The following is a 13059-nucleotide window of genomic DNA, read 5'->3' as shown; positions in this document are numbered from 1 at the left end:
TTAAGAGGCGACTGAATTTCCAATCATGGAGTCATAATGCTCAGACCATTGAACTTCTTTGATTAAACAGCCCATTTGCTAGGTACTCGGTTTGACTAATCCTCCCCCCTTTAAAGAACCAATTTGGTGGTTTCTGGAAACATCAAAGCCAGCCCAAATAAAACGACCAGTCATTGCCAGTCGTTGGGCAATTCAAATAGTGAAACGTTGGATACTAGCTAACATCATTCTAGGCAATATAGGCTAATACGACATCGCGATATTGCTGTTTCAACGACTCTTCAATAAAGCTCGCGTCAATTGCATTCAAGCTAAACTGGGCCAACTCTTTATGTGTAAGCGTATGAGCATTGTTTACTGCGTTAAAGTTATCCGACATATAACCACCAAAGTACGCAGGATCATCCGAATTAATCGTAACGGAAACGCCCTTTCTTAGTAGATCAACAATATTGTGGTCTTCCATTACATCAAACACTCGTAGTTTAATGTTAGACAATGGACACACGGTCAGCGGCATTTTAGTCTTAATCAATTCCGATATTAACGCTTCGTCTGTCATGCACTGCACGCCATGGTCTACTCGGCTAACACTGAGCATTTCAATAGCGTCGACAATGTTCTGTGCGGGGCCTTCTTCACCAGCATGAGCCACTGTTAGAAAGCCCGCTTGTTTGGCTTGTTCGAATACGCGTTTGAATTTCTCTGGCGGATGCCCGAGTTCTGAGGAGTCTAATCCAACCCCAATAATTTTGTCTTGGTGCTTGAGAATATCAGCAAACGTTTGAATAGCGCTCTCTTCAGATAAATGTCGTAAGAAACAAGCTATGATTTGAGAAGTAATCCCTAATTCTTTCTGACCACGTTTGAGCGCACGATAAATACCATTAATCACAGTATCAAAAGCAATTCCACGATCGGTATGAGTTTGAGGATCAAAGAAAATTTCAGTATGAATAACATTGTCAGCTATAGAGCGTTCTAGGTAAGCCCATGTTAAATCGTAGAAATCCTGTTCTGTGCGCAGTGCATCAGCACCTTGATAGTAAATATCGAGAAACGACTGCAAATCATCAAATTCGTATGCGAGTCTTAACTGCTCTGGAGATGAATAAGGCAAATCTATGCCATTACGTTGAGCGAGTTTAAACAGTAATTCAGGTTCGAGTGAACCTTCAATGTGTAAATGCAACTCTACTTTTGGAAGCCCTTGAATAAATGCGTTCATATTCCACCTACTATGGATTTTAGGTGTGCACTTACTCTGAGTAATAGACAGGATATTTTTGAACGCCATTACAAAGAGTAAGAACACAATTGTGATCTAAACCCTTCGTAATCAGCACTTTTCGGGAGCTGGTAGAGACCCCCAAACCATATCATTGGGGTTATACGAAGCAAACGATTGCTACTATACCAAATTAAGCTGCGATGAAAAGGTTTAACGAGTGACGAACCGAATGAAACCGCTTTGAACAAAACCAATCAACAATCAACAGCTCACTATCAACGATAATCATGCCTAATTCTCGACATCAAAAGCATATCAACGTATTTCCCACCTTTGAATGTACTAAGCTTTTTGGTTCCTTCTAATTGAAAACCAACGCTTTCATATAAAGTAGTCGCACCGTGATTATCGGCATGAACTTCTAATTCAAGTCGAACGAGGTTAAGCCAATTATCGGCCTGATTGATCGCTTCTTGCATTAAGACCTTGCCGACCCCTTTGCCTTGCATATCCGGATTGACCGCTATCGCAAGGCCTGCACAATGTCTGTCTCTCACTTTGGTGGTCATGAATAAAGTGATGTGGCCCACGACTTTTCCGGACACTTCAGCAACCAAAGTAAAATGGTCAGAATGCCCAAACAATCTCTCAACTTGATCAGAACTAAGAAAAGGCTTCTGTGATGTATTCTCAGAGACTGAAGGGTGACGATAAATATCAAAAATATCTTGGTAATCTGTTAGTTCGAGGTGTCTAATTTGTATTTCCAAAGCGCTTCCTTGTTATCTGATCCTATATTCTCGCTGATTTTTATATTACGGATAGCGATAAGCACCTACAACCTTAAATATGATAAGTGCCAGAAATAACTGAACAAATAATAAAGTTAAATCTTAACGCTAGTTTGGCTGACTTTTGGTTAGGTATGACCGTTAAAATTTGTAGTCGATACCAACACTCGCTAACACTTGTTCAGAATTGTAAAAGTCGATGTTAGAGTCAATGGTTCTTAGGCCAAGTAACGTAATAAACGACCAACCATCATATCCCATAAAACCACTCAACTCGTAAGCTAAAAAAGCACCGTATTCATTCTCTTTACGCATTTTTCCATAAAGAGGGTTTACTTCATCGTACTGACGATCATGTGCGTCTAACGTGACGACGAAACCATGACGACCCATTCTTTTTGCGTAATTAAGTTCTACGCCGTAGCTATCAAAACTGATCGCGTCTCCTTTCGCATCTGAACTAAAGTAAACCATAGAAGGGACCAGTAACCCAACTTGGTCCGGCAATATAAAGCGGTATCCGGCCTTTGCGTACAAATAGGTTCTTTCCCTATCTAACAAGGCTGCGTCTTGGGCAGATAAGTTTTGAGTTCCCGACAGTTCATCGTCAACATCAGATTCACCAATTGCAAAATCCGCTTGAAAACCGGTGCCTCCAACGCTCGTCAATTGCAGTCGTCCCACATTACCTTTTACGTCCGTTTCGTTTCGATTAACGCCAACCACGTACGGATCAGCCCAAGCTTTACCCGAGATAAACGTAGGGAGCACCGAGAAGTCGATAATGGTGCCACCAGAGAACTGATGTCGATAACCAATCTCAAACGCTATTGTACCTGTCGCAATATCCTCTCGAGTAGTTCCCGTATAAACTTGGTGGTTCAACGATTCCCCAAAGGTGTATTGAACCGTTCCGAGAAAGCCGAGAAGCCCCTGGTTTTCACTACTCCCTTCTTTCGTGTTGTTTGCTTGAATAGAATCTTGCTCGGTACTCAAGTTACTGCTATCTGAATAAGAACCAGCCAAAATACTAAAGTTTCCGCTGAAACCATCGCTTGGAGCAAGTCCACTATATGCAGGCATCGAAGCAAATGCCGTAAACACGACTGGTAAAAAAAACCTCATATTCACATCCGTTAATTGAATAATCACCAATTAACTATAAGTAACAAAATGGAATTATAACAATTATTTAGCCAGCGAAATTATGTGTTTGATGGCACAACCAAGCTAAAGAAGCCACTTAAACGTGCAATAAGTTGATCTATCGCTTTTGAGCTCTCGTAATACATCTCGGAAATAACAGATAAACTCAAAGGACTAAAATATGTTTAAAAAATTAAGCAAGACTCTGTCAGTACTAGTTGCAACACTCCTTTTCACCACATTTGCTCACGCTAATCACCACGGAATGAAGAAAGACATCGTGGACGTAGCGGCTGAAAACGGTTCATTCAACACTTTAGTGGCGGCAGTAAAAGCAGCAGGTTTAGTGGAAACTTTGAAAGGTGATGGCCCCTTTACTGTATTTGCACCCACAGATGAGGCGTTCGCGGCACTTCCTGAAGGAACAGTTGATATGCTCCTGATGCCAGAAAATAAAGATAAGTTGGTTGCAGTACTGACTTATCACGTAGTCGCGGGGAAAGTGATGGCTGCCGATGTGACAAAAATAGACAGTGCTGATACGGTTCAAGGACAAGCTGTTATGGTCAGTGTCAGTGATGGCACCGTTATGATTAACAACGCTAAAGTAATTACAGCCGACGTCAAGGCAAGCAACGGTGTTATCCATGTAATTGATACTGTATTACTTCCTAAATAGTGCAGTTGAAATTCTTTTAACAAATTCAAATTGAATTTTGTTTAGGGTGTGACAAGTTCACACCCTTTTATTTGCCTGTATCAAATCAAATTAGGTCTTCGTTACACAAACAGTCGACCGAATATTAGAAATGCCGCCATAGACACTACTTTTGTAAATACCACCACCCAAATGCAGTCACCAATACTCGCATGCGTCGCCTTCCCAAGCAGGAAGACAAACAGAATCACCCCCAAAACCCAGCCAACAGTCGGAATCAGTGATACCAAAGCAACGATAACGGCAATAACAAGAAGAGATTTAAAGTCAGCCACGACAAAAGACATCTTTGACGCAATATACATACAACATGTTGTCATTAATGCATCCATCACAAACGCTAAAGCTTCAATTCCCACGTTACTTCTTTCACTCAAATTAGTTGCAGTGAATATTATCGCTAAAGTGATGATTTTTCTTTAAGAAGAGAACCAAAAACAGGTGAAAACTGTAACAAAAATGAGATTACCGTTCGTCTGAAGGCACTACCTTCTCCATCACGTAATTGGTGAGTTTTACGCCACGCATTTCAACTTCCTGCTCATTAACGACTTTAAAACCAAGGTGTTCATAGAAAGGCCTTGCGGTAATACTTACTTCAGAGAAATACCGCGATACACCACGAACACGACCAACAGCAAGAACATGTTCCATTAGCGCTCTTCCAACGCCTTTACCCTGGCATTCATGATGACAGAAGAAATGATCAATCAAGCCATTGGGTTGCAGGTCAGTATAACCAACAACGCAACCATCTAGCTCAGCCACAAAAGGTAGTAACTCGTTCATGCGCTTTTGCCAAAGCTCAGAATCAAAACCGTTTGGAGCCCAAGCCTCTACTTGCTGCTGAGAATAATCTCGAACATTAATGTTACGAACAGTATGAAAGTAAATCTCCCACAACGCCTTAGCATCACTGGTTTGGTAATTTCGGATTCTAACCACGACATAGTCCTTTCATGTATTTAGCGTATTGGACAGGTGACGTATTGTCCCTAGGTTCTCTCTGAATGAGTCGACCTTAGAACAAAGAGTATCAACGATAAAACACAGCCAACCAGATCGTCACCATGTCTTTATCCGTACCAACAACCTTGTGCTTTTCTCTTGCTGCAATGTTGATATAATCCCCTTTTGATAAAGTCACAACGCGTCCATCTTCAAACTCAATCACACCTTGACCTTCGATCACCATTACCCACTCATTTTCATCTTGGTCATACCAACCCTCTTCTGGGGAACTGTGACCATGAGACAATCTTCTTTCGATTCGAACACTGTCGTTCGCAAGCAGGTCATTGAATATTTCATTGGGCATCGACGAAGGAACATCAGCGTAAATATTAGACATCGAACTGTCCTAATCCTTGTTAACTGTAATCTGGTGCTGCGCTTTGAATCTTGTGGTTCTTTAACTTAATAAACCGTAGAAAGCCGAAACCTAAGCAGCGACACTCTTTTTGAAGTAAAAACGGTAATAGCCCACTAAGTTACTGCATATAAACAGCGCTTCCATCACTACAGCAGTAGGAGAACCAATCAAATAGTTATGCACCAACCAAAAACTGGTTCCGATGATCATCAATTCACGTAATCGACGATCGTCTTTATTAAAAGCGGCAAAGGTTTGAAACACAGAAGCAAAACAACTTAAAACACTCGTTAGCCCCGAGTAGGTAACGGCTGTCGCAACGACAGACATAGAACAAAACAGGTACTTAAACTTGGAAGATGTTGAGAACACGCTTGTTAAATAACGAGTAGTGGCAATGATCATCAAACACGCGGCGGTCCATTGCTCTAACAAAATGAAGTGACTCGAAATAAGCGTTCCTGCAAAAAATAGACAAGTGACGATTTTCTTCCTTTCCTTAAACTGGAATGACAGCAGATCGAAACAGATGGCAATCGCAACTAATACTTGAGACAGATAAAATGCTGACACGGTAATTCCTTCAAAAATGACACTACATCGACTTCGTTCAACCAGAAATGAACGAAGCCGCTATTTAATTCAAGCATATAAGACAACCGCTTTGGTCTAACATTAAGCCAGTAATCAACGTTAAACCTTCAATACACCACAAATCACTGTTGTAGCCGTACCAATGATTTTTATTCTTCCGTTCGCTAATAACTCTGTCGACATAGACCCACCACGACGGGATGCTTGATAAGCGTTAAAGCTCCGTTTGTTGAGCTTTTCTGCCCAGTGCTGCGTCAATGCACAATGTGCCGAACCAGTGACGGGGTCTTCATTAACACCCACCCATGGCGCAAAGTAGCGAGAAACAAAATCAAGTTCAGGATTTGATGGAACTGCCGTTACCACAACACCTCTACCATCCATGCGTTTCAAGGAGTCAAAGTTTGGAGACAAATCCAATAGAACGCGCTCATCAACGACTTCGATTAACTGCTTTGAATCAAACTCTCTAAATGAAACAACTTGGTTGAACTCCAAGCCAAGGTGTTCGAGCAATTCTTGATCGGGTTCCAGACTCGGCGATAAATGAGTGCTAGGAAAATCCAGCTCGATAGACGATTCACGAACCGTGGCAGATAACTCACCAGACAAAGTATCAAATACTACCTTATCACCCGTTTTCACTAACCCTTGCTCTTTCAATACGTGGACGGTTGCCAAGGTACCATGTCCACATAGTTTCACTTCTACTTCTGGCGTGAACCATTTAAGCGTCATAGTGTTAAGCACAAGAAAAGCCGTTTCTGATACCGCCATCTCTTCCGCTATTGAAAACATTAATGCTTCATTCAAAGGCTCTTGAGAAATACAAACCCCAGCAGGATTTCCCCTAAAGGTCTGGGTTGAGAAAGAATCTACTTGGTATACCTCTAATTCCATAACAACTCCTTGGCTGACGTAGGTTTTCTACTGTTCGAAAAAGCTAAGCAACGCTCAAATGCGTTAAACATAAACCACAAGTCTAAGTTTTAATATCAACCACTAGCCTAAGTATTAATGCTACACCGACGTATTACTCGCACGTTTAAGTGTTACCCACAAACCAAAGCAAGACTCGTTTAACTTAAGCTATTGCGGCCTACAATAAGCACAAACACACCGTGCTACAAGAGTAAATAATTGCAAAGTCCTGAACCAAAACCATGATGTTTATCCGAACACATAACTTCCCGTTAGTCTAAACACAAACCAAGCCGTCATTAAATGCATTAAAATTGCATAAATAGTTGCATTGACCCCCACTATGTTGAATATTAATCTATAACATCAGGTTAAATCTGACCCAAAACCCCACTTAAGGTAAAAGATCAAAAATAATTTTTTCACTAACGAGTGGGCACAAAGAACCTTTAATTAATTCAAGGCATTACATCAGACCCAGATCAGTCATATGGAATTAACAAGGACTAACAGAGCATTTTAATACTGTGCAACGAGTTTAATTATAATTAGATACCTAAATTTGAAACATGTCCCAAATTTTGGGCTACGATTTAATTAATCACAGTACGAAAGGAATCCGTCGGTGAAAATATTTTATATATCATTACTTGCATCAACATCCTTTATAACTGGCTCTGCTTTTGGCCAACACCATGATATTTATATCTATAATTGGGATGCATTTCTGTCTGAACGCGTTGTTGAACAACTCCTAGATACTTACGATATATCCCTAAAACAACAGTACTTCTCTGATGAATCAATAAGAGATGAAGTATTGTTGAGCGAGCGTCGAAGTGCGTTTGAACTCGTAATTGTAGAAAGCGTAAAACTTAAAGCCTTAGCAAAACAAAAGCTGTTCCATAATCTTCGCGACTTGCAAGATTCCATTGCCGGTCACCTTGATCAAAGATGGGTTGAAGGGTGTGGTGAATATGGCATCCCCTATGCTTGGGGAACATCAGGAATTCTATATCGAAGCGACAAAGTTGCCGAACCTCAGTCTTGGAAAGCCTTGCTTGCCCCGGAACCAGAAAACAGCGGCAAAATCAGCATGTATTACGATCCCACAGACCTTGTTGGTGCTGCCTTGCTAATGAATCAATTTGCCCCTTTTACGAATAATGAACAAGAACTGCGAGTAGCGTACAAAACTCTAAAAGAACAAAAACCACACCTTGAAAGTAACGAGTACATCCTTGATTATCTCAACCATCCAGAGCGCCTATCCAACATCAATCTCGCATATGGATATTCAGGCGACACATACGTACTCAACGATTTAGAACCTGAAAGCACATGGGCTTACATTGTCCCTCAAGAAGGAACAACCTTATGGTTAGAATGCATTGCTGCAATTAATAATGGAGAACTATCTACTCAGTCAGTTACTGCCATATCATTCCTGTCTCAACCCAATATTGCCGCTCAAAATGCGATGGATGCATGGTTTGCTACCCCAAGTACAAAAGCAAAAGAGCTGACATCTCAAGAATATCAAAATGATCCGGAGCTGTTCCCAAGTAATGAAGTATTAGATCGTAGTTACCTTTATCAACAATTAGAACCCAGTAGCCTTCAAATTCGAAACCGAATTGTCGACAGTTTGAGATAGTTAATGCCAATATTAAGAAAGTTGTATTTAGTACTCATACCAACCTTGCTCCTTGTCGCTACAATAGCAGGGGTGGTGACATATAATTTTGCATCACACCATGCTAAGCGTATGTACTTAGACAAAGTTCAATCTGACGTGAATACGGCTCTAGTTGCAGCAGAATACGAACAACTCGGTTTGTCGTTGCTCGTTAAAGATATTGGTTCTTCATTACAGTTTCTCCGTTACATCCAAACTCCCGATGACTACACTACCTTATCTCTACTAGAGAAACGGGTTCTTCGTGTCCTCAATCAGAATCACGTCAATCAATTTGGACAGCGTAATGTCTATATAGTAGATCCCAAGTTCAATCTAACGCTATCGACGTTAAGAGCCGACCCATTTGAAAGGCTAAAAATTCCTGATAATATTTATGAAAAGGTTTTCGATTTATACACGTCACTGGTCAACAAAAAAGAGCTATCTCCAAAAGGCTTCTCTTATATATCGGTCAGTGGTGAGCTCAGATATGCTTATGTCGCTGCAATTGACCCGTACTTACTGCCTCAAGATAAGCGTTCGGGTAACAGTTTAAATCGATACATATTAATCGCAGACGGCTCTTTAAAACAGCTCTCTAGATTACTGATTAAGTATAATGATGACGAAAATATGCAGCTCTTAATAGAGCCATCATCAGACGTTGCTAACATTGAAAATACACAGTTTGTGATTAAGTCCATTGAACAAACGAAAGAAAGCATCAATGTACAGATGACAAGCCGACACTTTATAGCTCAAGTGAATATTCGCGAGCAAAAGTTCAACGAGGAAAAGACAATCATCGTCAGACAGACTCTGGTTGGTTGCTTTACGACCCTTTTTGCAATCATGCTAATCATACATATGGTGGTACGTTACCAGCTCGTTCGCCCACTCAAAGACTTACTTCACGAGATCTCTATTGGTGGATTAAAGCTGCGATATTTCAAACGCTCATCTGGGCAAAGCGAAATCGATGGTTTGAAGAATGCGTACATTGACTCCTTGACGGAATTGAAGTTCGAAGCCGAATTCGACCAACTCACTAAATTAGCCAACCGACGCTCATTCATTCGCCACTTAGATGTCCGCCTAAAAAGCTCAATGAGCCCACATTGTTATTTGGTTTGTTGGGACATTATTGATTTCAGAAAGATCAACGACTTATATGGAGCAAAAGTCGGTGACAATGTATTGGTGAGCTTAGCTAAGGCATTGAGAGAAACGCTGCAACACCAACAGTCCTCTTTAGGGTTTAGCTGCAGTGATTATTCTTTGGCAAGACTTGGCGGGAACCAATTTATTGCCATACTAGAGATGGATGAACGCAAATCGATAAACGAAGAAATTGAGAACATCAATAACACCCTGACCGGAACTACATTCCTTGATTATTATGGATTTAGGCTCTCAATCGCTACAGCTGTCTTGCCTGTGGACACTCCAAAATTCGAAGAGATATGGCATAGATGTGTTGATGAAATGCTGATCAATGCTAAGTCTCACAGTGATGGAGAAAGTCGCATCATGTACGGTGAAGAGTTGCTGCATACACTAGAGCGACATGACACGCTCGAGAAAAGGCTATTAGAATGTTGTGAGAGCGACAATTTCGAACTTCGCTTTATGCCCATATTCAACGCTCAAACACTTCACATCGATGGTGCTGAATGCCTCATACGCTGCCCTGCGTTGTTTGATATTAACGCTGGGCCCGACGAGTTCATTCCTGTCGCGGAAAAGAGTAATCTAATCTCCAAACTTGACATGTGGGTAATTAAAACAGCAATCAAGTGCTATAACGAACTCGCAGAAGTTCACAATTATCAAGGCACCTTATCGATCAACATTTCAGCTATGGAGCTCTATAATCGTAACTTTGCCGATAATATACGTAAAGTTCTTGAACGATATCAGGTCACTCCAGGTAACATAATTATAGAAATCACAGAAACCAGTTATGTAAAAAGCACCAAACTTACCGTTCAAACCATTGAGAGCCTCAGAAGCTTGGGGTTAAAAGTATCCCTCGATGATTTTGGTACCGGTTATACTGCATTTAACCAACTTCTTCATTACCCAGTAGATGAACTAAAAGTTGATAAGAGCTTTATCGACAATATAGTCAACGACAAAGCAGGCCGTAAAATGGTTGAATCAATGGTTAACTTAGGCCACTCTTGTGACACGTTAGTTGTCGGTGAAGGGGTAGAATCAATAGAGCAGTATCAATACCTCAAAGAGGCAAACTGTGATTTGATACAAGGCTACCTATTTAGTCAACCGCTAACCTACCTGCAATTCATCGAGTTTGTCAGAGACCACGACCCCCAAGCTATTTTAGACGCTCAACGCCATCTCAAATCTAGTTCTAGTGAACGAATAGTCTCATTAACTCAGAAAAAATAACGTAGATATTCATCTGTTGTTGTTTTTTGAATGCTTACGGCGACCACTATGAAGTAGCAAGGTCCTAATCTATAACGACTACTGCCCCTTTCTATTTTCAAATCATCCTATCTGTCTTAATCTGCCCTAGCTATTAACCTTATCTAGATTAGATCTATGCAAACCAACTTTATCGACTTTTGCGACTTCACATCAAACAGATGAACAGATAAACAGATGAATCAGGACGAAAAAAATATGATTCGGCTAGAAGGTAAACGTGGGAAATTACAGTTACGATTGCCAAACTGACAGCCGCCGATTTGATTGAGTGTAGGGATAGGGAGAAAGATGAGTTAAATAATAGAGGTCAGTATTCGCTCAGATAAAAGAGTATTAACCTTGCATATTAGTTAATAGCTCCATCATATCTTGAAAACTGATGTTCTTTTTATGCCTCACGACCGCATCAATCATCAACTCTAAGTTACCTGCCGCTATATAATCACTGAGCACATCGTTAAATTTCTCCAATATTTCATCACTCGTGCACTCATGGTCTGGAATGAAGAACAAAAACTGACTACCGCTGCTACGAAACGACATGGTATTTTCAGGAATCTTTGCTATCAGAGACTTAGCTGCCGAGCTAACAACTAAATCACCATATTCGAGTCCATATTTTTGATTAATCTCACTAAGATTTCGGATTCGCACGAAGTACAGATCGAAATTATTATCCTTTAGGTAATTATTTTTAACAAACTTCATTAACGAAGCTCGATTACGAAAGCCAGTGGTGACATCAGTCGAGAGTAGTCTTCGCTTAGTGGTAAAGTCGACATAGAAAATAATACCTGTAAGCATCAATATCAGGGTAAGAAATATACTACTTATTTGATGAGTCATGACTAATTTATCGACCATGAAAGTATTTTCTTCGATAACGGGACTTTGTAACCGGAATTTTTCGTTAATAAAACCAACTAATGTATGGTAACAAATATCAATCTTTTTTTGTAAAGACTCTTGAGCTAGGATGCCTTCGTTCACTAATTTAATTGATGGCTCCAACGCCTTAAATTTATCAAACTCTGTCGTAAAGTATGGCTTAAAGTTAGCGGATTTAATGAAATTCGAAGATTCTGTACTGTTGATTAAAATATCAAACCGGCTCCAAGTGATATCATAAGCGAGCCACAACTTTTCGTAATCAATTTTATCAGATTGGCTGATCATCAAAAAGTTGGCGTATTCCTTTACTAATTGAAAAACAAACCATGTAGCTTCATTTTGCCGATTAGAAAAACTCTTGTTGATATCATTTATCCGAGTAACACTATAGATATTGATAGTAAGAACGGCTACCGCTAAAGACAACACAACGACTTTCACGACAGCCAAAGACAACAGCTTTTTCATAATCGCTCCTCTAAAGGTGAATATCTCTTATCTGCCAAATCATCTTTGCATGGAAATCCGTACTATCGATCTCTGGGTTCGAAGATAATGGATAAACCAACCAGTAAGGGCCTTTATCTCTTACCGACATAAGCTTTCCATTTTGCTTGATCGCGATAATTGGTTGATAGTCCAAGAAATCTTCTTTGGGCACGGCAATCTTGTAGTCATTTAACGCCACAAATGTTACTTGAGAGGGGATTGGCTTATCTAGCGTTTCAAGAACAGTCTGCAACGTCACTCCACTGTATACCGACAGTCCATCAACCCAAGGAAGCGAAGTCTCGATTTCTTTTTGAGGCAAAGATAAAAGCTGCTCCGTACTTAACTTATGCTTTTGCCCTAAGTGATCAAACACAGTGAGTTCAGAGGCGGCAAGATTAGAAAACGAAAAAAGAAAAATTATAAACAGAAATACAGTTCTCATTTTAAACTCCATTTTAAAAAGTCACTAAATTGAGTCTAGACCAAATTGACCATTTGACTTAACTAGTGATTGTCTAATTTTCAATCATATAGCTTTCGACTTAATCACCTCACTGCCACCTAATTTATAAGTCAGGGAGACCGTATGAATGCCTATTTTTTACCACCTAAGTAAAAGCACTCAATACAGCCTCTAGCATGGCTATATTCATCATGCAGCGCTTTTGCTCTGCGCTTAGCACTTTAGATCTAATGTAATAGCGACACTCTAGATAGGTTTATAAATTGATACCTAGGTTATCACGGCGTACATCATTGCCGTATGTT

The 13059-nt window shown here is 40.3% G+C and carries 13 protein-coding genes and 1 riboswitch; of the genes, 3 read left to right on the top strand and 10 right to left on the bottom strand.

The annotated features are described in order from the left end of the window. Positions 1 to 229: 229 nt before the first annotated feature. The 3 genes from OCW38_RS17315 to OCW38_RS17305 all read right to left on the bottom strand — a co-directional run bounded on the left by OCW38_RS17315 (position 230) and on the right by OCW38_RS17305 (position 3147). Positions 230 to 1228 (bottom strand): adenosine deaminase, encoded by a 999-nt coding sequence (locus OCW38_RS17315; RefSeq protein WP_010429242.1) that lies wholly within the window; start codon positions 1226 to 1228, stop codon positions 230 to 232. A gap of 88 nt (positions 1229 to 1316) precedes the next feature. Next, positions 1317 to 1416: riboswitch (purine riboswitch) on the bottom strand. Between the two features lie 90 nt (positions 1417 to 1506). Beyond that, positions 1507 to 2001, bottom strand: coding sequence for a GNAT family N-acetyltransferase (locus tag OCW38_RS17310; protein WP_010429239.1), 495 nt, complete (start codon positions 1999 to 2001; stop codon positions 1507 to 1509). Between the two features lie 162 nt (positions 2002 to 2163). Next, entirely contained in the window at positions 2164 to 3147 is a 984-nt protein-coding gene (locus tag OCW38_RS17305) for a DUF2860 domain-containing protein (protein WP_261896341.1), read from the bottom strand. Positions 3148 to 3349: 202 nt separating this feature from the next. Between OCW38_RS17305 and OCW38_RS17300 the strand changes: the two genes are divergently transcribed. Further along, positions 3350 to 3847 carry a fasciclin domain-containing protein gene (locus OCW38_RS17300; protein ID WP_016786451.1) on the top strand — a complete coding sequence of 166 codons (498 nt, stop codon included), beginning with the start codon at positions 3350 to 3352 and terminating at the stop codon, positions 3845 to 3847. 101 nt (positions 3848 to 3948) lie between these two features. Here the strand turns inward: OCW38_RS17300 and OCW38_RS17295 are convergent, their stop codons facing one another. The 5 genes from OCW38_RS17295 to OCW38_RS17275 all read right to left on the bottom strand — a co-directional run bounded on the left by OCW38_RS17295 (position 3949) and on the right by OCW38_RS17275 (position 6752). Beyond that, positions 3949 to 4245, bottom strand: coding sequence for a hypothetical protein (locus OCW38_RS17295; RefSeq protein ID WP_010429230.1), 297 nt, complete (start codon positions 4243 to 4245; stop codon positions 3949 to 3951). Positions 4246 to 4351: 106 nt separating this feature from the next. Then, positions 4352 to 4831 (bottom strand): GNAT family N-acetyltransferase, encoded by a 480-nt coding sequence (locus tag OCW38_RS17290; RefSeq protein WP_010429227.1) that lies wholly within the window; start codon positions 4829 to 4831, stop codon positions 4352 to 4354. A gap of 91 nt (positions 4832 to 4922) precedes the next feature. Beyond that, entirely contained in the window at positions 4923 to 5237 is a 315-nt protein-coding gene (locus OCW38_RS17285) for a cupin domain-containing protein (RefSeq protein ID WP_016766791.1), read from the bottom strand. A gap of 90 nt (positions 5238 to 5327) precedes the next feature. Next, on the bottom strand, positions 5328 to 5831 hold the full coding sequence (locus OCW38_RS17280) for a YgjV family protein (protein ID WP_010429221.1): 504 nt from the start codon (positions 5829 to 5831) through the stop codon (positions 5328 to 5330). Positions 5832 to 5951: 120 nt separating this feature from the next. Continuing rightward, entirely contained in the window at positions 5952 to 6752 is an 801-nt protein-coding gene (locus OCW38_RS17275) for a PhzF family phenazine biosynthesis protein (RefSeq protein ID WP_016766790.1), read from the bottom strand. A gap of 646 nt (positions 6753 to 7398) precedes the next feature. Between OCW38_RS17275 and OCW38_RS17270 the strand changes: the two genes are divergently transcribed. Further along, positions 7399 to 8430 carry an ABC transporter substrate-binding protein gene (locus OCW38_RS17270; protein WP_016766789.1) on the top strand — a complete coding sequence of 344 codons (1032 nt, stop codon included), beginning with the start codon at positions 7399 to 7401 and terminating at the stop codon, positions 8428 to 8430. A gap of 3 nt (positions 8431 to 8433) precedes the next feature. After that, on the top strand, positions 8434 to 10866 hold the full coding sequence (locus OCW38_RS17265; protein ID WP_029189267.1) for a putative bifunctional diguanylate cyclase/phosphodiesterase: 2433 nt from the start codon (positions 8434 to 8436) through the stop codon (positions 10864 to 10866). 375 nt (positions 10867 to 11241) lie between these two features. Here the strand turns inward: OCW38_RS17265 and OCW38_RS17260 are convergent, their stop codons facing one another. After that, positions 11242 to 12267 (bottom strand): diguanylate cyclase domain-containing protein, encoded by a 1026-nt coding sequence (locus OCW38_RS17260; protein ID WP_010429209.1) that lies wholly within the window; start codon positions 12265 to 12267, stop codon positions 11242 to 11244. A 10-nt stretch (positions 12268 to 12277) separates the two neighbouring features. After that, the gene (locus tag OCW38_RS17255) at positions 12278 to 12733 is read right to left on the bottom strand and encodes a hypothetical protein (RefSeq protein ID WP_010429206.1); all 456 of its coding nucleotides are present in this window, start codon (positions 12731 to 12733) and stop codon (positions 12278 to 12280) included. Positions 12734 to 13059: the final 326 nt, after the last annotated feature.

The sequence above is a fragment of the Vibrio cyclitrophicus genome (assembly GCF_024347435.1).
Lineage (GTDB): Bacteria > Pseudomonadota > Gammaproteobacteria > Enterobacterales > Vibrionaceae > Vibrio > Vibrio cyclitrophicus.
Note: the sequence above shows the minus strand (reverse complement) of the source record. Positions and strands in the feature narration are given on the sequence as shown.

Bases quoted from the DNA above. Each gene is read 5' to 3' on its own strand.
- OCW38_RS17300 (WP_016786451.1), top strand. From the start codon at position 3,350: ATGTTTAAAAAATTAAGCAAGACTCTGTCAGTACTAGTTGCAACACTC.
- OCW38_RS17275 (WP_016766790.1), bottom strand. From the start codon at position 6,752: ATGGAATTAGAGGTATACCAAGTAGATTCTTTCTCAACCCAGACCTTT.
- OCW38_RS17305 (WP_261896341.1), bottom strand. From the start codon at position 3,147: ATGAGGTTTTTTTTACCAGTCGTGTTTACGGCATTTGCTTCGATGCCT.
- OCW38_RS17315 (WP_010429242.1), bottom strand. From the start codon at position 1,228: ATGAACGCATTTATTCAAGGGCTTCCAAAAGTAGAGTTGCATTTACAC.
- OCW38_RS17285 (WP_016766791.1), bottom strand. From the start codon at position 5,237: ATGTCTAATATTTACGCTGATGTTCCTTCGTCGATGCCCAATGAAATA.
- OCW38_RS17265 (WP_029189267.1), top strand. From the start codon at position 8,434: ATGCCAATATTAAGAAAGTTGTATTTAGTACTCATACCAACCTTGCTC.
- OCW38_RS17260 (WP_010429209.1), bottom strand. From the start codon at position 12,267: ATGAAAAAGCTGTTGTCTTTGGCTGTCGTGAAAGTCGTTGTGTTGTCT.
- OCW38_RS17255 (WP_010429206.1), bottom strand. From the start codon at position 12,733: ATGAGAACTGTATTTCTGTTTATAATTTTTCTTTTTTCGTTTTCTAAT.